The sequence below is a fragment of the Streptomyces sp. PL-25 genome (assembly GCF_058344915.1).
In genome coordinates, this window is sequence record NZ_CP136997.1 from 5,409,495 (window position 1) to 5,429,512 (window position 20,018).

The following is a 20,018-nucleotide window of genomic DNA, read 5'->3' on the forward strand; positions in this document are numbered from 1 at the left end:
GACTCATCCGGCGGTCCGGCCCCGGGCGGTGGCCGGGACCCGTCCGACGGCTCGGCCCCGGACGGTGGCCCGGCCTCGCCCGGCGGATCGGTCCCGGCGGCGGACGCCTCCGCGTCCGCTCATCCGTGCCCCTCCGCCCACCCGCGACCTTCCGCTCAGGCAGCCCCGCCCGGCGGCTCGCGCCCGCCGGGGGACTCACCCCCCGAGGACGAGGACTCTCACCCACCGAATCGGCCGGGGCCGCCGGACGGGGCGGCTCCGCCCGGGGGCCCCGGCCGACCGGAAGAGGGCCGACCGGAAGGGCCAGACGCGGAACTCCTCGCACGGGTCTTCCTCAGCCGGGTGCTGGAGCCCGGAGACGCGACCGGAGGGCGGTGGGTGCGGGAACTGGGCGCCCAGACCGTGGCACGGCGGCTGCGGGACGGCACGACACCGCTGCCCGGGGTGTCCGGCAAACGCTGGGCCGGCCTGTGCGCCCGCGCCGTCCGGGCCGACCCCGAGCGGGACCTCGCCGTCGCCCGGGAGACCGGAGTGCGGTTCGTGCACCCCGGAGGCACCGAGTGGCCGGCCCAGCTCGACGACCTGGGGGACGCCCGGCCCACCGGCCTGTGGGTGCGCGGCCGGCCCAGCCTGCGCATGTGGGCGCTGCGGTCGGTGGCACTGGTCGGCGCCCGCGCCTGCACCGACTACGGCGCGCACATGGCGGCCACGCTCGCCGCGGGACTCACCGAACGCGGTTGGGTGGTGGTGTCCGGCGGAGCCTACGGAATCGACGGCGCGGCCCACCGCGGCACGCTCGCCGGCGCGGGCGCCACCGTCGCCGTGCTGGCCTGCGGCGTCGACCGCCCCTACCCGCGCGGCCACACCGGTCTCCTCACCAGGATCGCCCAGCAGGGCCTGGTGATCGGCGAGCTGCCGCCGGGCGAGCACCCCACACCCAGCAGATTCATCGTCCGCAACCGGGTCATCGCGGCCCTCACCCGCGGCACGGTGGTCGTCGAGGCGGCCTACCGCAGTGGCTCCCTGGTCACCGCACGGGCCGCACAGCGCCTGGGCCGGCACACCATGGGCGTGCCAGGACCGGCCACCAGTGCCCTGTCGGCAGGTGTCCACGAACTGCTGCGCGGCGGCGCGACGCTGGTCACCGACGCGGCGGAGGTCGCCGAGCTGATCGGCGACATCGGCGAACTCGCCCCCGAGCGGCGCGGCCCCGTCCTCCCGCGCGACCTGCTGCCACCGGAGACACGGCAGATCCTCGCCGCACTGCCCGCGAGCGGCGCACCGACCGCGGCCGAGATCGCCCGCGGCGCCCGCACGACACCGGACGACGCGGTCGCCGGACTCTACGAACTCCGCTCGCTCGGTTACGTCGAACGACATGGCGACGGATGGAAGTTGACACGCCAGGCGGTGATCTCCGGACGACGAGATCCGGAGCCTTGTTGACCGAGCGTGTTCGGCCGTCCGGGGGAACGCCTACGCCTGCGTAAATTCCCGCAGTTGGGCGTTCCCCATATCACCCAGGGTGACGCGCGTGACCCGGTGGAGCGCCTTGCGGAACGTATCTGCGCACGCGCTGTGCCCCGTCGTTCGCGCACCGCGACACTTCAGTCACGCTACGCTCACGTGGTTCCGACGCGGACAACCCGATACCGAACCCAGACCGACAGCTCACCCAGAAAGCCGCATCCCACGGCAGAACGGCACAAGGCGACGAATGCCCCAGCACACCTCCGGGTCCGACCGGGCGGCGATCCCCCCAGCCGCCCGCGACGGTGGCAACGTGCGGCCGCCCGCTCCCTCGACGCTCGACGAGCTGTGGCGGTCGTACAAGGCGACGGGGGACGACAGGCTGCGGGAGCAACTGATCCTGCACTACTCGCCGCTGGTGAAGTACGTCGCGGGACGGGTGAGCGTCGGCCTGCCGCCCAATGTGGAACAGGCCGACTTCGTGTCCTCGGGCGTGTTCGGGCTCATCGACGCGATCGAGAAGTTCGACATCGACCGGGAGATCAAGTTCGAGACGTACGCGATCACCCGGATCCGCGGCGCCATGATCGACGAACTGCGGGCACTGGACTGGATCCCCCGGTCCGTGCGGCAGAAGGCACGCAACGTCGAGCGGGCGTACGCGACGCTGGAGGCCCGGCTGCGGCGCACCCCCTCGGAGGGCGAGGTGGCCAGCGAGATGGGCATCGCGGTCGATGAACTCCACGCGGTCTTCAGTCAGTTGTCGCTGGCCAACGTGGTGGCGCTGGAAGAGCTGCTGCACGTGGGCGGCGACGGCGGGGACCGGCTGAGCCTGATGGACACGCTGGAGGACACCGCCGCCGACAACCCGGTGGAGGTCGCCGAGGACCGGGAGCTGCGCCGGTTCCTGGCCCGCGCGATCAACACACTGCCCGAGCGGGAGAAGACCGTCGTCACCCTGTACTACTACGAGGGACTCACGCTCGCCGAGATCGGCAATGTGCTCGGCGTCACCGAGAGCAGGGTCAGCCAGATCCACACCAAGTCCGTCCTCCAGCTGCGCGCGAAACTGGCGGGTTTCGGCCGGTGAGCGCGTAGGCGCGCACCGCGCGGGACGCGGTGTGCGCCCGGTGCGACTCCCGCCGCGGGCGCCGCGTCCGTAGAGTGGACGACGTGCCAAGGATTCGAGCGGCCTCCGTGGCCGAGCACCGGTCGATGCAGCGTGCCGCCCTGCTGGACGCGGCGCGCACCCTGCTGTCCCAGGGCGGTACGGAGGCGCTGACCTTCCCCGCGCTGGCCGAGCGGACGGGGCTCGCGCGCTCGTCGGTGTACGAGTACTTCCGGTCGCGGGCCGCCGTGGTCGAGGAGCTGTGCGAGGCCGACTTCCCGGTCTGGGCCGCGGAGGTGTCGGCGGCGATGGACGCCGCGGACGGCCCCGGGCCCAAGGTCGAGGCGTACGTCCGCGCCCAGCTGGACCTCGTCGGCGACCAGCGGCACCGTGCCGTCGTGGCGATCTCGGCGAGCGAGCTGGACGCCGGCGCCCGGGAGAAGATCCGGGCCGCGCACGGCGGACTGGTCGCCATGATCGTCGAGGCGCTGGCCGAGCTGGGCCACGAGCAGCCCCGGCTGGCCGCGATGCTGCTCCAGGGCGTGGTCGACGCGGCCGTGCGCCGGATCGAGCTGGGGGTCGAGGAGCCCTCGGCCGTCGCGGAGGCGGCCGTGGCGATGGCTCTCCGGGGCGTCCGGGGCTGACCCGCACACCGCCTCGCCGCCCCCGCCCTCTTCCCCTGGGGGGCCTCCCCCTCCCCCTCCCCCCACCCCACCCCTCGCCCCTCCCAAGAGCTCCCGCCCCTCCCGCGCCCGTCACGGAGGCAGCGGCACCCCGAGGACCGGCAGCAGACGCGCGGGACCGCCGTTCAGCAGCCGGGGCGGCAGGAGCAGCAGGGGATCGAGGTAGGTCTCGCCCCGGAGCAGGCCCCAGTGCAGACAGCCGGAGCCGCAGTGGGAAGCCGTCCCCGCCGCCTCCACCGTCCCGATGACCTCACCGGCCGCCACCTCCGCGCCCTCGGGCACGGACGCCCGTACCGGCTCGTACGTCGTGCGCAGGGCAGGGGAGCCCGTCCCCGCCAGTTCCACGGAGACCACCCCCCGCCCGGCCACGGTCCCGGCGAAGGAGGCGCGACCGGCCGCCACCGCGTGTACCGCGGTGCCCGGCGGCGCGCCCAGGTCCACGCCGCGATGGCCGGGGCCGTAGGGCGTGGCCGGAGGATCCCAGCCGCGCAGGACCGGCGGGCGTGACCCCACCGGCCACGCCCGGCCCACCGCGGGCACCGGCGCATCGGCCGAAGCCTCCGCGCCCGCGCCCGCGCCCGTGCCCGCGCCCGCCGCGCCGCTCATGCCCCCCGCGTCCCTCGTGCTTCCCGCGCCCCAGGCCACCGGAACCGACAGCACCGCCGTCGCCCCCAGACACAGCCCCGCGAGCCACCGGCCCACCCACCGCTCCACACCCGCACCGCCCTCCGCATCCGCATCCGCATCCACGCCCGTATCCGGGTGCCTCCACACTGCCGCGAACGGCCGGAACCGGCCGGAGTCTGTGGACGACGCACCGGTTGTGGACAGCGGCGTCACCCGGCACCTTCCGGGTCCCGTACACTTCTGGTGGCGATCCGGGTCACCGGGTCGACTTCGCACGCCCCGACACTCCGGCCGGCAACGGTCGGTGTCAGCGCCCCTCGGTCCTTCGTGGCACGGCGCGCCGCGGGCGTCAGGCGCGGGAGCCGTCCGGCACCCGCGGCACAACCGAGAAATTCAAGGAGATACGGCCATGGCCGTCGTCACGATGCGGGAGCTGCTGGAGAGCGGCGTCCACTTCGGTCACCAGACCCGTCGCTGGAACCCGAAGATGAAGCGCTTCATCTTCACCGAGCGCAACGGCATCTACATCATCGACCTGCTCCAGTCGCTGTCGTACATCGACCGCGCCTACGAGTTCGTCAAGGAGACCGTGGCCCACGGCGGCACGGTCATGTTCGTCGGCACGAAGAAGCAGGCGCAGGAGGCCATCGCCGAGCAGGCCACCCGCGTCGGCATGCCCTACGTCAACCAGCGCTGGCTGGGCGGCATGCTCACCAACTTCTCGACCGTCTACAAGCGCCTTCAGCGCCTGAAGGAGCTCGAGCAGATCGACTTCGAGGACGTGGCCGCCTCCGGCCTCACCAAGAAGGAGCTGCTGGTCCTCTCCCGCGAGAAGGCCAAGCTGGAGAAGACCCTCGGCGGTATCCGCGAGATGCAGAAGGTGCCCAGCGCCGTCTGGATCGTGGACACCAAGAAGGAGCACATCGCGGTCGGCGAGGCCCGCAAGCTCAACATCCCGGTCGTCGCCATCCTCGACACCAACTGCGACCCCGACGAGGTCGACTACAAGATCCCGGGCAACGACGACGCGATCCGCTCCGTCACCCTGCTGACCCGTGTGATCGCCGACGCCGTCGCCGAGGGCCTCATCTCCCGTTCCGGCGTCAACGCCGGTGACAAGGGCGAGAAGGCCGCGGGCGAGCCGCTCGCCGAGTGGGAGCGCGACCTGCTCGAGGGCGAGAAGAAGGCGGACGAGTCCGCTGAGGCCGTCGAGGCCGCCGCCGAGGCTCCGGCCCCCGACGCCCCGGTCGCCGAGGCCGTCGAGGAGGCCGCCGCCGAGGTCAAGGCCGAGACCGAGGTCAAGGCCGAGGGCGAGCAGGCCTGACCTGCCGACGTCAGAGTTGACGGCGGGGGCCGACGGCATATCCCTCCCGTGCCGCGCAGGCACGGGAGGGGCGCCCGCAGCCCCCGCCGTTCACCCGTGGATCGGTGGCGTGTCGGTGGACTCTGGTACAAGGGCCGCGACCCCCTGATCTTCGATCTTCCAGACTTCGAGAAAGATTCACAGACTCATGGCGAACTACACCGCCGCCGACGTCAAGAAGCTCCGTGAGCTCACGGGCGCCGGCATGATGGACTGCAAGAAGGCGCTGGACGAGGCCGAGGGCAACGTCGAGAAGGCCGTCGAGGCACTGCGCATCAAGGGCCAGAAGGGCGTCGCCAAGCGCGAGGGCCGCTCCGCCGAGAACGGCGCCGTGGTCTCGATCCTCGCCGACGACAACTCCTCCGGTGTCCTCGTCGAGCTGAAGTGCGAGACGGACTTCGTCGCCAAGGGTGACAAGTTCCAGGCCGTGGCCACGACCATCGCCGAGCACGTCGCCAAGACCTCCCCGGCCGACCTGGAGGCCCTGCTCGCCTCCGAGATCGAGGCCGGCAAGACCGTCCAGGCGTACGTCGACGAGGCCAACGCCAACCTCGGCGAGAAGATCGTCCTGGACCGCTTCGCGCAGTTCTCCGACGGCTTCGTGACCGCGTACATGCACCGCACGATGCCCGACCTGCCCCCGCAGATCGGTGTCCTCGTCGAGCTGGACAAGCCGAGTGCCGAGGTCGCCAAGGGCATCGCCCAGCACATCGCCGCCTTCGCGCCGAAGTACCTCTCCAAGGAGGACGTGCCGGCCGAGGTCGTCGAGTCGGAGCGCCGCATCGCCGAGGAGACCACCCGCGCCGAGGGCAAGCCCGAGGCCGCGATCGCCAAGATCGTCGAGGGTCGGGTGAACGGCTTCTTCAAGGACGCCACCCTGCTCGGCCAGCCCTACGCGCTGGACAACAAGAAGTCCGTCCAGAAGGTTCTGGACGAGGCCGGTGTCACCCTGAAGCGCTTCACGCGCATCAAGGTCGGCATCTGAGTCCGCACCGCGCCGGACGCCGGACCCGGATAGGGTCGACAGCAGTCGTCCACGCCGCGCGTGCCTGCCACCGCGCACGCGCGCGCGGCGGACGACAGCAGAACTGACGAGGAGGCCATTGCCGCCGCATGGGATGCGAACCACCCCACCGGCAATGGCCTTCTTCGCATGTGCACCACGTAACAGAGGCGGGATCTCATGACCACCAAGGCCCAGAAGAGCGATGACGGCAAAGTGACCGGCCGGTTTCTGCTGAAGCTGTCCGGAGAGGCCTTCTCCGGCGGCGGGGGCCTGGGGGTCGACCCGGACGTGGTGCACGCCATCGCCCGTGAGATCGCCGCCGTCGTCCGGGACGGCGCGCAGGTCGCGGTCGTCATCGGCGGCGGCAACTTCTTCCGCGGCGCCGAGCTCCAGCAGCGCGGCATGGACCGCGCCCGCTCCGACTACATGGGCATGCTCGGCACCGTGATGAACTGCCTCGCCCTCCAGGACTTCATCGAGAAGGAGGGCATCGACACCCGGGTCCAGACCGCCATCACCATGGGCCAGGTCGCCGAGCCCTACATCCCGCTGCGCGCCGTGCGCCACCTGGAGAAGGGCCGCGTGGTCATCTTCGGCGCCGGTATGGGCATGCCGTACTTCTCCACCGACACCACCGCCGCCCAGCGCGCCCTGGAGATCGACGCCGAGGCGCTGCTCATGGGCAAGAACGGCGTGGACGGGGTGTACGACTCCGACCCGAAGACCAACCCGGACGCCGTGAAGTTCGACGCCCTCGGCTACGGCGAGGTCATCACCCGGGACCTGAAGGTCGCCGACGCCACCGCGATCACGCTGTGCCGCGACAACCGGCTCCCGATCGTCGTCTTCGAGCTCCTGAAGGAGGGCAATATCGCCCGCGCCGTCAAGGGTGAGAAGATCGGCACGCTTGTGGGTGACCAGCCCGGCCGGGAGTGACCGGGCCCACCCGTCCCGGACCGGCGGCCCGTCCCGCCCCGGCGCTCGTCCCCCTCCGGCAACGGTCCGGGGCGCGGCACCTGTCCGGGGGACGGACGGGACGGAGCCGGACCGGGGGATGGACAATGTCCTGCCGGTCGGGAACCGTGCAGGAAGAAGACGCGACGCAGCCGGCCGACGGCCCCGACCGGGATCCGCAGCCGGGCCTACTCAAGACACGCAGGAGCAAGTGGTGATCGAAGAGACCCTCCTCGAGGCCGAGGAGAAGATGGAGAAGGCCGTCGTGGTCGCCAAGGAGGACTTCGCCGCGATCCGCACCGGCCGTGCGCACCCGGCGATGTTCAACAAGATCGTGGCCGACTACTACGGCGCGCCGACGCCGATCAACCAGCTGGCCTCGTTCTCCGTGCCGGAGCCGCGCATGGCCGTCGTGACCCCGTTCGACAAGACCGCGCTGCGCAACATCGAGCAGGCGATCCGCGACTCCGACCTGGGCGTCAACCCGAGCAACGACGGCAACATCATCCGAGTGGTGTTCCCAGAGCTGACCGAGGAGCGCCGCCGCGAGTACATCAAGGTCGCCAAGGGCAAGGGCGAGGACGCCAAGGTGTCCATCCGCTCCGTGCGCCGCAAGGCCAAGGACGCCATCGACAAGCTGATCAAGGACGGCGAGGTCGGCGAGGACGAGGGCCGCCGTGCGGAGAAGGAGCTCGACGACACCACCGCGAAGTACGTCGCACAGGTGGACGAGCTGCTCAAGCACAAGGAAGCGGAGCTGCTCGAGGTCTGATGAACGACTCTTCCTGGGGAGCGCCGCAGCAAGCCGGGTATTGGGGGCCCGCCGACGGGGCACCCGGCCAGGTCCCCGTCCCGGGGGCCACCCCCGCGGGCCCCGCGTACGATGCGCCGGGCGCTCAGCACACCCGCCCCCTGCCCATCGTGCCCGAGGTGCCCGCACACGGCGGAAACCAGGATGACGACCGGGGGGCCGCGCGCATGCCGGGCGGCCCCTTGTTCCGCGACGAGGCGCCGCGGCAGCAGCCGTACGACCCGTCGCAGCCGCAGCCGCAGCAGCAGCAGCCGCAGCAGCCGCAGTCGTACGACCCGGCCCGGCCGCCGCAGGCACACCCGCAGTCGTACGACAGGCCGCAGTCCCACCCGCAGCCGCATCCGCATCCGCAGCCGTACGAGGCGCCGCAGCCGCGGCCCTACGACACGCCGCGGACGCCGCCCGCCCACGGGTCGGCGCCGCAGAATCCGGAGCCCATGCCCGACGCCCCGCAGCCGGCGCCCGCCCCGCAGGCACCGCAGAAGAAGAGCGCGGGACGGGACCTCGGCGCGGCCATAGGCGTCGGTCTCGGACTCGGCGTGGTGATCGTCGCGTCGCTGTTCGTCGTCAAGGCCGTCTTCGTGGGCGTCATCGCGGTCGCCGTCGTGGTCGGCCTGTGGGAGCTGACCTCACGGCTCCAGGAGCGCAAGGACATCAGGGCGCCGCTCGTGCCGCTGGCGGTCGGCGGCGCCGCGATGGTGGTCGCCGGGTACGTCCGGGACGCCGAGGGCGCCTGGGTGGCGATGGCGCTCACCGCGCTCGCCGTCCTGGTGTGGCGGATGACCCAGCCGCCGGAGGGCTACCTCAAGGACGTCACGGCGGGCGTCTTCGCCGCGTTCTACGTACCGTTCCTGGCCACCTTCGTGGCGATGCTGCTCACCGCGCACGACGGGCCGTACCGCGTCCTGACCTTCCTGATCCTCACCGTGGTCAGCGACACCGGCGCCTACGCCGTCGGCTGGCGCTTCGGCAGGCACAAGCTCGCCCCGCGCATCAGCCCCGGCAAGACCCGCGAGGGCCTGCTCGGCGCGGTCGCCTTCGCGATGGTGGCGGGCGCGCTGTGCATGCAGTTCCTGATCGACGACGGAGCCTGGTGGCAGGGCCTGCTCCTGGGCCTCGCGGTCGCCGCCAGCGCCACCCTCGGCGACCTCGGCGAGTCCATGATCAAGCGCGACCTCGGCATCAAGGACATGGGCACCCTCCTGCCGGGCCACGGCGGCATCATGGACCGCCTCGACTCCCTCCTCCCCACCGCCCCGGTGGTCTGGCTCCTGATGGTCCTCTTCGTCGGCTCCACCTGACCCACGACGCAGGACCCCGGCCCCCGCGCCGCCGCACAGCCCGAACGAGGCCCCTCCCCGCCGGGGAGGGGCCTCGCCCGCTCCCGCCCCTCCGCTCGCCTCACCGGCCGGCCCACCCGAGTCGATCTGCGACACTGGTACCACCATGCCCAAGCCCGGAGAACTCACTTTCGTCGCGCCGCGCGGAGCCCAGAAGCCGCCGCGGCATCTTGCCGATCTCTCGCCCGCCGAGCGCAAGGAGGCTGTGGCCGCGATCGGTGAGAAGCCGTTCCGTGCCAAGCAGCTCTCGCAGCACTACTTCGCGCGGTACGCGCACGACCCCGAGCAGTGGACGGACATCCCGGCCGGCTCGCGGGAGAAGCTGCGCGAGGCGCTGCTGCCGGAGCTGATGACGGTCGTGCGGCATCTGTCGACCGACGAGGGGACGACGCGCAAGACGCTGTGGCGGATGTTCGACGGGACGCTCGTCGAGTCGGTGCTGATGCGCTACCCGGACCGGGTGACGATGTGCATCAGTTCGCAGGCCGGGTGCGGGATGAACTGCCCGTTCTGCGCGACCGGGCAGGCCGGTCTCGACCGCAATCTGTCGACCGCCGAGATCGTGCACCAGATCGTGGACGGCATGCGGGCGCTGCGCGACGGCGAGGTGCCGGGCGGACCGGCGCGGCTGTCCAACATCGTGTTCATGGGCATGGGCGAGCCGCTGGCCAACTACAAGCGGGTGATCGGTGCCATCCGCGCCCTGACCGACCCGGAGCCGGACGGGCTCGGGCTGTCGCAGCGCGGCATCACCGTGTCCACGGTGGGCCTGGTCCCGGCGATCAACCGGTTCACCGACGAAGGCCTCAAGTGCCGGCTCGCGATCTCCCTGCACGCCCCCGACGACGAGCTGCGCGACACCCTCGTGCCGGTCAACACGCGGTGGAAGGTGCGGGAGGTGCTGGACGCCGGGTTCGAGTACACCGCCCGTTCCGGCCGCCGGCTGTCCATCGAGTACGCGCTGATCCGGGACATCAACGACCAGGCGTGGCGCGGCGACCGGCTCGGCCGGCTGCTCCGGGGCAAGCCGGTGCACGTCAACCTCATCCCGCTCAACCCGACGCCGGGCTCCAAGTGGACCGCCTCGCGGCCCGAGGACGAGAAGGCGTTCGTCGAGGCCATCGCCGCGCACGGAGTGCCGGTGACGGTCCGGGACACCCGCGGCCAGGAGATCGACGGGGCCTGCGGACAGCTGGCCGCCACGGAGCGGTAGCCGGGCGTCGCCGGGTGGTCGCCGGGTGGGAGCCGAGCGGTAGTCTGAGGCCGTACAACACATCTTCATATTCCGACAGGGGAGCGCCACAGCGCTGAGAGTGCGGCACCGGCCGCAGACCCTCTGAACCTCGCCCAGGTCATTCTGGGTAGGAAGTTCGGTCATCACTCGAGCTGTTGCGCCCTGCCCGGTGTCCCGCGTCCCGCGCGGACACCGGGCAGGGCCGCGTCTCTTCCTGGCCACCATCCAGGAGGAAAATCCAGTGCACCACAAGACGTTCGCCGCCGCGGCGGCCGGTCTCGGCCTCGTCGCCCTCTGCGCGTGCGGGTCCTCCGGGGGCGAGGCGGCCGACTCCACGACCGTGACCGTGGTCAGCCACGACTCGTGGGCCGCGTCCAAGAGCGTCATCGCGGACTTCGAGAAGCGCTCCGGGTACAAGGTCCGCATCCTCAAGGACGGCGATGCCGGACAGGCCGTCAACAAGGCCATCCTCACCAAGGACAACCCGCAGGGCGACGTCTTCTTCGGCGTCGACAACACGCTGCTGTCCCGCGCCCTCGACAACGGCCTCTTCCAGCCGTACGAGCCGAAGGACTCCGGCACGGTCGACCGGCGCTACCGCGTCGACCAGGCCAAGCACCGCGTCACGCCCGTCGACACCGGCGACATCTGCGTCAACTACGACAAGAAGTACTTCGCCGACCACAAGCTGGCGCCGCCCGCCTCCTTCGACGACCTCCTGAAGCCGCAGTACAAGAACCTCCTGGTCACCGAGAACGCGGCGACCTCCTCGCCCGGCCTCGGCTTCCTGCTCGGCACCGCCGCCCAGTACGGCGACAAGGGCTGGCAGGACTACTGGAAGAAGCTGAAGGACAACGGCGTCAAGGTCGTCGACGGCTGGGAGCAGGCGTACAACCAGGAGTTCTCCGGCTCCGCGGGCGGCCGCAAGGCCAAGGGCGACCGGCCGCTCGCCGTCTCCTACGCCTCCTCGCCGCCCGCCGAGGTCATCTACGCCGACCCCAGGCCCAAGACCGCGCCGACCGGCGTCGTGGACGCCACCTGCTTCCGGCAGGTCGAGTACGCCGGGCTGCTCAGCAACGCCGGGAACACCAAGGGCGGCAAGGCGTTCCTCGACTTCCTGCTCAGCAAGGAGTTCCAGCAGGACATGCCGCTGAACATGTTCGTCTACCCGGTGCGCGCGGGAGCCGCCGTGCCCGCCGACTTCACGGCGTACGGTCCGCAGGCCAAGGACCCCCGGACCATGGCCCCCGACCGCATCGCCGCCAACCGCGACCAGTGGGTCAAGACGTGGTCCTCCCTCGTAGTGAAGTAGCCCGCGCGGCAGGCCCCGCCGCGGGGGACCGGGCGCGGCGCCGCCGGGCGAACGCGGCGCGGCTCGGCCTGATGGCCGTGCCCGTCGCGTTCTTCGCGCTGTTCTTCGCCTATCCGGTGGCCGCGATCGTCCGGCGCGGCCTGTACTCCGGCGGCGCCTGGCAGTGGGGCCCGTTCGGCGAGGTGCTGGGCCGGTCCGACATCCGGCACGTGCTGTGGTTCACCACCTGGCAGGCGCTCGCCTCCACCGCGCTCACCCTGCTGATCGCCCTGCCCGGCGCCTATGTGTTCGCCCGCTACGACTTCCCGGGACGGAATGTACTGCGGGCCGTGGTCACCGTGCCGTTCGTGCTGCCCACGGTCGTCGTCGGCACCGCCTTCCTCGCCCTCGTCGGACGCGGCGGACTCCTCGACGACCTGTGGGGGGTGCGCCTGGACACCACCGTGTGGGCGATCCTCCTCGCCCATGTCTTCTTCAACTACGCCGTCGTCGTACGGACCGTGGGCGGCCTGTGGGCCCAGCTCGACCCGCGGCAGGAGGAGGCCGCGCGGATGCTCGGCGCCTCGCCGCTGACCGCCTGGCGCAAGGTCACCCTGCCCGCCCTGGCACCCGCCGTCGCCGCCGCCGCGCTGATGGTCTTCCTGTTCACCTTCACCTCCTTCGGCGTGGTGCAGATCCTCGGCGGCCCCGGCTTCTCCACCCTCGAAGTGGAGATCTACCGGCAGACCTCGCAGATGTTCGACCTGTCCACGGCCGCCGTCCTCACGCTCGTGCAGTTCGCCGCCATGGGCGCCATCCTCGCCGTGCACGCCTGGACCGTACGCCGCCGGGAGAGCGCGCTGCGGCTGGTGGACGCCGCCCGCACCGCCCGCCGCCCGCGCGGTGCCGGGCAGTGGACGCTGCTGGCCGCCGTCCTCGCGAGCATCGCGCTGCTCGTGCTGCTGCCGCTCGCCGTGCTGGTGCAGCGCTCGCTCACCGCACCCGGCTTCGGCTACTACCGCGCGCTGGCCGACCCGGACGGCGGCACCTTCCTGGTCGCGCCGGTCCACGCGGTCGGCGCCTCCCTGTCCTACGCCGCCGCCGCGACCGCCATCGCCGTCGCCGTCGGCTCCCTCGCCGCCGCCGCGCTCACTCGGCGGGACGCCGGCCGGCTCGTCCGCGGCTTCGACGCGCTGCTGATGGTGCCGCTCGGCGTGTCGGCGGTGACCGTGGGCTTCGGATTCCTGATCGCCCTGGACAAGCCGCCGCTGGACCTCAGGCAGTCCTGGATCCTGGTCCCGCTCGCGCAGGCCCTGGTCGGCGTGCCCTTCGTCGTACGGACCATGCTGCCGGTGCTGCGCGCGGTCGACGTACGGCTGCGCGAGGCGGCGGCCGTGCTGGGGGCGTCGCCGTGGCGGGTGTGGCGGGAGGTGGACCTGCCGCTGGTGCGGCGGGCACTGCTGATCGCCGCCGGGTTCGCCTTCGCGGTCTCCCTCGGGGAGTTCGGGGCGACCGTGTTCATCGCCCGGCCCGACAACCCGACCCTGCCGGTGGCCGTGGCCCGGCTGCTCTCCCGGCCCGGCGACCTCAACTACGGCCAGGCCATGGCCCTGTCGACGATCCTCATGGTGGTGTGCGCGGTGGCGTTGCTGGTACTGGAGAGACTGCGCGGCGGCGAGCGGACGGGGGAGTTCTGATGCTGCTCGACCTGCGCGGTGCCACCGTGCGCTTCGGCGGCCGGGCCGCGCTGGACGCGGTCGACCTGGCGGTCGCGGAGCACGAGACCGTGTGCGTGCTCGGCCCCAGCGGCAGCGGCAAGTCGACGCTGCTGCGGGCGGTGGCCGGACTCCAGGCGCTGGACTCGGGGCAGGTGCTGCTCGACGGCCGCGACCAGGCGCGGGTGCCGGTGCACCGGCGCGAGGTCGGCCTGATGTTCCAGGACCACCAGCTCTTCCCGCAGCGGGACGTGGCCCAGAACGTCGCCTTTGGGCCGCGGATGCACGGCGCCACCCGGCAGGAGCAGGCCGTCCGGGTGGCCGAACTCCTCGAACTCGTCGGCCTGCCGGGCGCGGGCGCGCGTCCGGTGGCCGCCCTGTCCGGCGGTGAGCAGCAGCGCGTGGCCCTCGCCCGCGCCCTCGCGCCCCGGCCCCGGCTGCTCATGCTCGACGAACCCCTCGGGCAGCTCGACCGCTCGCTGCGCGAACGGCTCGTCGTCGAACTGCGGGAACTGTTCGGGCGGTTGGGCACCACCGTGCTCGCCGTCACCCACGACCAGGGCGAGGCGTTCGCGCTCGCCGACCGGGTGGTGGTGATGCGGGACGGCCGGATCGCCCAGTCCGGTACGCCACTTGAGGTGTGGCAGCGTCCCGCGGACGCCTTCGTCGCCCGCTTCCTCGGCTTCGAGAACGTGATCGAGGCGAAGGTCGACGGCACGGTCGCCCTCACCCCGTGGGGCAAGGTCCCGGTCTCCGAGGACGCGCCCCAGGGCACCCGGACCCTCCTCGTACGCCCCGCCGGTGTCCGCCTCGTCCCGGCGGAGGAGGGCCTGCGCTGCACGGTGGCCGCCCGCACCTTCAAGGGCACCCATGTCGCCCTGCGCCTCCAGCCGCGCGACGCGCCGCCGCTGGAAGCCGCCTGCCCGCTGCGCGCGGCCCCCGGGACCGGGGAGGAGACGGGCGTGGCGTTCGACCCGGACGACGTGGTGGTGCTGGGCTGACCGTACGCCGACGCCTTCCCCCTCCGGTGCGGCGGCGTACGGGAGCGGGTGGCGCTCAGCGAGGCGGTCGGCGCCGGGGCCGGTGCGGTGGACTGCGTCTGCGGGGGAGTCGGAGCCGGGCCGCCAGTCCTCGGTGAACGTGATCTCGGTGCCCCGCGCCGAGCCCTTGACCGGCTGCTCGCCGCTCTTCTGTGCACCGGCGTCGCTGTCCTGCCGGTACACGGTGACGACGGCCAAGAGGTTGGGGCGGCCGGGCGAGGCGGGGAGCGCCCCCGGAACCCCCAGGGGGGCGCAGGTCTGCAAGTGCCCCGCTGGGGGTGTCAACGGATAAGCGGAGGAAGGATGTTTACTTCGCTTGTTCCTTAACTCCGTTGCTCCGCAGGCAGGTTCAGCTCTCCACCGCCGCCGGGTCCATCCACACGATCTCCCAGGAGTGGCCGTCCAGATCGTCGAAGGAACGGCCGTACATGTGCCCGTGGTCCTGCGTCTCGCCGCTCACCGTGCCGCCGGCGGCGACCGCCCTGTCGATCATCTCGTCGACCTTCTCGCGGCTCTCGGCGCTCAGGCAGAGCAGCACCTCGCTGGTCCGGGTGGAGTCCGCGATCTCCTTCCCGGTGAAGTCCGCGTAGCGCTTCTTGCCGAGCAGCATGGTGACGATGGTGTCGCTGATGACGACGCAGGCGCAGTCGTCGCCGGAGAACCGCGGGTTGATGGTGTAGCCCAGCTCGGTGAAGAACTTCCGGGACGCGGCCACGTCCTCGGTCGCCAGGTTCACGAAGATCATCTGCTGGTAGGCGTGCGACATGGTGGGTCTCTCCCCGCTCGGGTGTGTTCGCTGCGTGTGTGCCGTTCGGAAGGGTGGACCGGGGCGCGCCACGGAACTCATCGGTGGAACCCTCCGGGCCCGACTCCTCGGTGGAACCCTCCGGGCCCGCCCCCCGCCCGCTGCCGCCCGCCGGTCAGCGGGTCAGCGGCAGGGCGGCGAGCGCGGCGATCAGCAGGGTCAGGGGCACGAACAGGGCCAGCAGCGCCCCGGCGCGCAGCGCGGCGGCGGAGCGGAGCGTGGCGCCGGGGGCGCCGAGCCTGCGCAGGGCCGCGATGGTGGCGGCCCGCGACTGCCGGGCCTCCACGGCGGCGGTGAGCAGCACGGCCACCGCGCAGCCGGCCACGAGGGCAGCGCCGAGGGCGGTCAGCGGGCCCGGGGAGGGCGCGGCGCCGCCGGACAGCGCGCTCACGGCGTACGCGCCGGAGGCCACGGCGCACACGACGCCCAGCGGGCGCCCGATGCGCCCCGCCTCCTCCATCAGCACCCGCCCGGCGAGCAGGCGTACGGCGCCGGGGCGCACCGCCTGGAGGAGCAGCCCGCACAGGTGGGTGAGGGCGGGTCCGGCCAGGGCGAGGCCGAGCGCGGTCAGCAGCCAGCCGACGAGGACGGGCGCGGAGTCGGCGCTCAGTCCGCCGGGCAGTGCCGTGCGGGAGGAGGGGCTCCGGCCGGCGTAGGCCTCGACCGTCAGGCCCACGGCCAGGACGGCGACGCCCCAGGGCAGGCCGGTGGGGGGCCGGTGCGGCGGGAGCGGCCGGTGCGGGTCGCTGTCGTCCTCGGGCGCGTCCGGGGCGGGGGCCGCTCCGGGCTCCGCCCTGGAGGCGAGGCCGCCGGCCGTCGACCCGCCGGACGCGAGGCCGCCGACCGTCGATCCGCTGGAGGCGAGGCCGCCGGCCGTCGATCCGCTGGACGCGAGGCCGCCGACCGTCGACCCGCTGGACACGAGGCCGCCGACCGTCGGCCCGGCGGTCGCGGCGTCCCCAGCCGTCGATCCGCCGGTCGCGGCGCTCCCGGTCGCGGAACCGTCGGCCGCGGTCCCGTCGGCCGTGGAACCGGTGGCCGTGGAACCGGTGGCCGTGGAACCGGTGGCCGTGGGGCCGGCGGCCGAGGCTCGCTCCGGCCGCGGCGCGGGCCGGGGTTCGTGCGGGCGCAGGGACCAGGCCACCGCCGCCGACGCCAGGGCCGGGACGGTCGCCAGCAGCGTCAGCGTCCCCGGCACCGGCAGCCGCTTGCGCGCGGCCAGGAAGCGGGAGGCGGCGCCGTCCAGGGGCAGGCCGGTCAGGTCGCCGCGCAGATGCAGGAAGGCCAGCAGCGCGAGCAGGCAGCCGACCGTGCAGCACACGGCGCTGGTGACCGCCGAGACGGCCATCAGGCGGCCCGGCCCAAGACCCAGCGCGGACAGCGCGGTGCGCGGCCGGGTGCCCGGGTCGGTGCGGGCCACGGCGACGGTCAGGTAGACGGTGGCGGCCAGCGGTGCCGCGCACCAGGAGAGCCGCAGCAGCGCGGCGCCGGAGTGCTCCGGGTGGGCCAGCGCGTAGGCCAGGCTCGACAGCAGCAGGAAGCCGGTGCCCGCCGACGCGGCCACCACCGCCAGGCGGCGCAGCTGGACGGCGGGCCGGGCGACTCGGGTCAGACGGAGAGCGAGCACGCCGCCCGGCCTTCCGTCGCGTCGCCCGCGGGAGGCAGGTGCACGGTCTTCACGCACCGCCCGTCGAGCAGGGCCACCGTGCGGTCGGCGAGGGCGGCGGTCTCCGCGTCGTGGGTGGCCAGCACCACGGTGATGCCGTGCGAGCGGGCCGCCGTGGTGAGGGTGCGCAGCACATGGGCGCGGTCGGCGCGGTGCAGCGGGGCGGTCGGCTCGTCGGCGAAGAGCACGGTGGGCGCGGTGGCGAGGGCGCGGGCGATGCACACGCGCTGGCGTTCGGCCTGGCGCAGCTGGTGCGGGCGCCGCCGGGCCAGCTCGCCGACGTCCAGGCGCTCCAGCCACTCCAGGGCGGCCACCTTGGCGCGGCGCCGCCCGCCGCCGCGCAGCATCAGCGGCAGCGCCGTGTTCTCCCAGACGTTCAGCTCGGGCACGAGGGCGGGGGCGGGGTCGACCCAGGCGAAGCGGTCGCGGCGCAGCCGCTCCCGGGCGAGCGGGCCGAGGGTGTGCACGGGGGCGCTGTTGAACCAGACCTCGCCCTCGCGGACCCGCACCGTGCCGGACAGGCAGCGCAGCAGGGTGGTCTTGCCGCTGCCGCTCGGTCCGGCGACCGCGAGGATCTCGCCCTGGCGCACGCCGAGCGAGACGCCGCAGAGGGCGGGGGAGCCGTCCTTGTGGGTGTAGTGCAGGGCGCGTGCCCAGAGCACGTCGTTGTCCGGCGGGGCCACCATGGCGTACACCTCGGTTCGGATCAGGAATGCCGCGCGGGGTGCCGTGCGGGTCCGGGGATCCCTCGTGCCCGTTCTCCGTACGAATCCTCCGTACGGGGGAACGAAGGCGGAGCCGATCGGTCACGTCACGCTAGGCAGCCGAGGCCGGGAGGCCGGACAGCACACGGCCCCGGGCCGCCGTTTCCCACTCGAACGGACGGCACCGGGGCCTGTGATGATCATCTGATCGGAGGTACGCGCCTCAGTGGGCGCTCACGGTGACCCGTGACCCGTGGGTCACAGCTTGGTCCATGCCTCCGTCAGCACCGCGCGCAGGATCTGCTCGATCTCGTCGAAGGTCTCCTGATCGGAGATCAGCGGCGGTGCGAGCTGGACGACCGGGTCGCCGCGGTCGTCGGCCCGGCAGTACAGGCCGTTGTCGTACAACGCCTTGGAGAGGAAGCCGTACAGGACGCGCTCGGTCTCCTCGTCGTTGAAGGACTCCTTGGTGTTCTTGTCCTTCACCAGCTCGATGCCGTAGAAGAAGCCGTTGCCGCGGACGTCGCCGACGATCGGCAGGTCGTGCAGCTTCTGGAGGGTGGACAGGAACGCGCCCTCGTTGTCCAGCACGTGCTGGTTGAGGCCCTCGCGCTCGAACAGGTCGAGGTTGGCGAGGCCGACCGCGGCGGAGACCGGGTGGCCGCCGAAGGTGTAGCCGTGCAGGAAGGTGTTGTCACCCTTGTAGAACGGCTCGGCCAGGCGGTCGGAGATGATGCAGGCGCCGATCGGGGAGTAGCCCGAGGTCATGCCCTTGGCGCAGGTGATCATGTCAGGGACATAGCCGAACTTGTCGCAGGCGAACATCGTGCCCAGGCGGCCGAAGGCGCAGATGACCTCGTCGGAGACGAGCAGCACGTCGTACTGGTCGCAGATCTCGCGCACCCGCTGGAAGTACCCGGGCGGCGGCGGGAAGCAGCCGCCCGCGTTCTGCACCGGCTCCAGGAAGACGGCGGCGACCGTCTCCGGGCCCTCGAAGAGGATCTGCTGCTCGATCTGGTCGGCGGCCCAGCGGCCGAACGCCTCCGGGTCGTCGCCGAAGATCGGGGCGCGGTAGATGTTGGTGTTGGGGACCTTGTGCGCGCCCGGCACCAGCGGCTCGAAGGGGGCCTTCAGGCCCGGCAGGCCGGTGATGGACAGGGCGCCCTGCGGGGTGCCGTGGTAGGCGACCGCGCGGGAGATGACCTTGTACTTGGTGGGCTTGCCGGTCAGCTTGAAGTACTGCTTGGCGAGCTTCCAGGCGGTCTCCACGGCCTCGCCGCCGCCGGTGGTGAAGAAGACCTTGTTCAGGTCGCCCGGCGCGTAGTCGGCCAGGCGCTCGGCCAGCTCCACGGCCTTGGGGTGGGCGTACGACCACACGGGGAAGAAGGCCAGCTCCTGCGCCTGCTTGAACGCGGTCTCGGCCAGCTCGGTGCGGCCGTGTCCGGCCTGGACCACGAACAGGCCCGCGAGGCCGTCCAGGTAGCGCTTGCCCTGGTCGTCGTAGATGTAGGTGCCCTCACCGCGCACGATGGTCGGCACGGGGGCGTTCTCGTACGAGGACATGCGGGTGAAGTGCATCCACAGGTGGTCGTACGCGGTTCGGCTGAGGTCCTTGCTCACGGTTATCGGGTTCCCCACATGTAGGTCTGCTTCTTGAGCTTCAGATAAACGAAGCTCTCGGTGGAGCGCACGCCGGGCAGCGCCCGGATGCGTTTGTTGATGACGTCCAGCAGGTGGTCGTCGTCCTCGCAGACGATCTCGGCGAGGATGTCGAACGAGCCCGCGGTCATCACCACGTACTCGACTTCCGACATGTCAGTCAGCGCGTCCGCGATGGCCTCGACATCACCCTCGACGTTGACACCGACCATCGCCTGCCGGCGGAAGCCCACGGTGAGCGGGTCCGTGACGGCGACGATCTGCATGACGCCCTGGTCCAGCAGCTTCTGCACGCGCTGGCGCACGGCCGCCTCGGAGAGGCCGACGGCCTTGCCGATCGCCGCGTAGGGACGGCGGCCGTCCTCCTGGAGCTGCTGGATGATGGCGAGGGAGACGGCGTCCAGCTGGGGGGTGCCGTTCCCGGTGCGGGACTCGCGGGACGAGTCCCTCTGCTCTGCGCTTCGACTGGCCACGTCCTCACTGTGCACGACGTCTCGACAGTTCCGCAAGCCCGAATCGATGAAATTCGTTGTTTGGAACGT

Annotated in this window: 18 protein-coding genes; 12 read left to right on the forward strand and 6 right to left on the reverse strand. The window is 72.4% G+C overall.

The features are described 5' to 3' along the window. Positions 1-342: 342 nt before the first annotated feature. The 3 genes from dprA to R4Z62_RS24515 all read left to right on the forward strand — a co-directional run bounded on the left by dprA (position 343) and on the right by R4Z62_RS24515 (position 3,222). Positions 343-1,446: a DNA-processing protein DprA gene (gene dprA, locus R4Z62_RS24505; RefSeq protein ID WP_382850911.1), complete on the forward strand. Its 1,104-nt coding sequence runs from the start codon at positions 343-345 to the stop codon at positions 1,444-1,446. A 271-nt stretch (positions 1,447-1,717) separates the two neighbouring features. Beyond that, positions 1,718-2,560: an RNA polymerase sigma factor WhiG gene (gene whiG / locus R4Z62_RS24510; protein ID WP_355481223.1), complete on the forward strand. Its 843-nt coding sequence runs from the start codon at positions 1,718-1,720 to the stop codon at positions 2,558-2,560. Between the two features lie 107 nt (positions 2,561-2,667). Then, complete coding sequence (locus tag R4Z62_RS24515) at positions 2,668-3,222, forward strand: TetR/AcrR family transcriptional regulator (RefSeq protein ID WP_064535481.1); 555 nt, start codon at positions 2,668-2,670, stop codon at positions 3,220-3,222. Positions 3,223-3,333: 111 nt separating this feature from the next. On the opposite strand, the gene R4Z62_RS24520 is transcribed toward R4Z62_RS24515, so the two are convergent. Then, positions 3,334-3,867, reverse strand: a complete 534-nt coding sequence (locus R4Z62_RS24520) for a peptidoglycan DD-metalloendopeptidase family protein (protein ID WP_491520890.1) — start codon at positions 3,865-3,867, stop codon at positions 3,334-3,336. Between the two features lie 430 nt (positions 3,868-4,297). Between R4Z62_RS24520 and rpsB the strand changes: the two genes are divergently transcribed. The 9 genes from rpsB (at position 4,298) to R4Z62_RS24565 (ending at position 14,603) form a co-directional block, all read left to right on the forward strand. Next, the gene (rpsB, locus tag R4Z62_RS24525; RefSeq protein ID WP_491520891.1) at positions 4,298-5,212 is read left to right on the forward strand and encodes a 30S ribosomal protein S2; all 915 of its coding nucleotides are present in this window, start codon (positions 4,298-4,300) and stop codon (positions 5,210-5,212) included. Positions 5,213-5,399: 187 nt separating this feature from the next. Next, positions 5,400-6,236: a translation elongation factor Ts gene (gene tsf / locus R4Z62_RS24530; RefSeq protein ID WP_018567962.1), complete on the forward strand. Its 837-nt coding sequence runs from the start codon at positions 5,400-5,402 to the stop codon at positions 6,234-6,236. 198 nt (positions 6,237-6,434) lie between these two features. Further along, positions 6,435-7,193 carry a UMP kinase gene (pyrH, locus tag R4Z62_RS24535; protein WP_018567963.1) on the forward strand — a complete coding sequence of 253 codons (759 nt, stop codon included), beginning with the start codon at positions 6,435-6,437 and terminating at the stop codon, positions 7,191-7,193. A gap of 232 nt (positions 7,194-7,425) precedes the next feature. Further along, the gene (frr, locus tag R4Z62_RS24540; RefSeq protein WP_064537659.1) at positions 7,426-7,983 is read left to right on the forward strand and encodes a ribosome recycling factor; all 558 of its coding nucleotides are present in this window, start codon (positions 7,426-7,428) and stop codon (positions 7,981-7,983) included. Then, complete coding sequence (locus R4Z62_RS24545; protein WP_491520892.1) at positions 7,983-9,323, forward strand: phosphatidate cytidylyltransferase; 1,341 nt, start codon at positions 7,983-7,985, stop codon at positions 9,321-9,323. The genes frr and R4Z62_RS24545 overlap by 1 nt, the downstream gene beginning before the upstream one ends. A gap of 145 nt (positions 9,324-9,468) precedes the next feature. Further along, positions 9,469-10,575 (forward strand): dual-specificity RNA methyltransferase RlmN, encoded by a 1,107-nt coding sequence (rlmN, locus tag R4Z62_RS24550; RefSeq protein WP_382850924.1) that lies wholly within the window; start codon positions 9,469-9,471, stop codon positions 10,573-10,575. A 262-nt stretch (positions 10,576-10,837) separates the two neighbouring features. Continuing rightward, positions 10,838-11,908, forward strand: coding sequence for a thiamine ABC transporter substrate-binding protein (locus R4Z62_RS24555; RefSeq protein WP_491520893.1), 1,071 nt, complete (start codon positions 10,838-10,840; stop codon positions 11,906-11,908). Between the two features lie 71 nt (positions 11,909-11,979). Continuing rightward, positions 11,980-13,584 carry an ABC transporter permease gene (locus R4Z62_RS24560; protein WP_491520894.1) on the forward strand — a complete coding sequence of 535 codons (1,605 nt, stop codon included), beginning with the start codon at positions 11,980-11,982 and terminating at the stop codon, positions 13,582-13,584. Further along, entirely contained in the window at positions 13,584-14,603 is a 1,020-nt protein-coding gene (locus R4Z62_RS24565; protein ID WP_491520895.1) for an ABC transporter ATP-binding protein, read from the forward strand. Before R4Z62_RS24560 ends, R4Z62_RS24565 begins: the two co-directional genes overlap by 1 nt. Positions 14,604-14,991: 388 nt before the next feature. Here the strand turns inward: R4Z62_RS24565 and R4Z62_RS24570 are convergent, their stop codons facing one another. The 5 genes from R4Z62_RS24570 to R4Z62_RS24590 form a co-directional block, all read right to left on the reverse strand. Continuing rightward, positions 14,992-15,408: a VOC family protein gene (locus R4Z62_RS24570; protein WP_355481235.1), complete on the reverse strand. Its 417-nt coding sequence runs from the start codon at positions 15,406-15,408 to the stop codon at positions 14,992-14,994. Between the two features lie 154 nt (positions 15,409-15,562). Continuing rightward, complete coding sequence (locus R4Z62_RS24575) at positions 15,563-17,074, reverse strand: hypothetical protein (protein WP_491520896.1); 1,512 nt, start codon at positions 17,072-17,074, stop codon at positions 15,563-15,565. Further along, complete coding sequence (locus tag R4Z62_RS24580; protein ID WP_064535491.1) at positions 17,056-17,799, reverse strand: ABC transporter ATP-binding protein; 744 nt, start codon at positions 17,797-17,799, stop codon at positions 17,056-17,058. The genes R4Z62_RS24575 and R4Z62_RS24580 overlap by 19 nt, the downstream gene beginning before the upstream one ends. A gap of 276 nt (positions 17,800-18,075) precedes the next feature. Further along, positions 18,076-19,455 carry an aspartate aminotransferase family protein gene (locus R4Z62_RS24585; protein ID WP_064535492.1) on the reverse strand — a complete coding sequence of 460 codons (1,380 nt, stop codon included), beginning with the start codon at positions 19,453-19,455 and terminating at the stop codon, positions 18,076-18,078. Continuing rightward, positions 19,440-19,964, reverse strand: coding sequence for an Lrp/AsnC family transcriptional regulator (locus R4Z62_RS24590; RefSeq protein ID WP_018567992.1), 525 nt, complete (start codon positions 19,962-19,964; stop codon positions 19,440-19,442). The genes R4Z62_RS24585 and R4Z62_RS24590 overlap by 16 nt, the downstream gene beginning before the upstream one ends. Positions 19,965-20,018 lie beyond the last annotated feature (54 nt).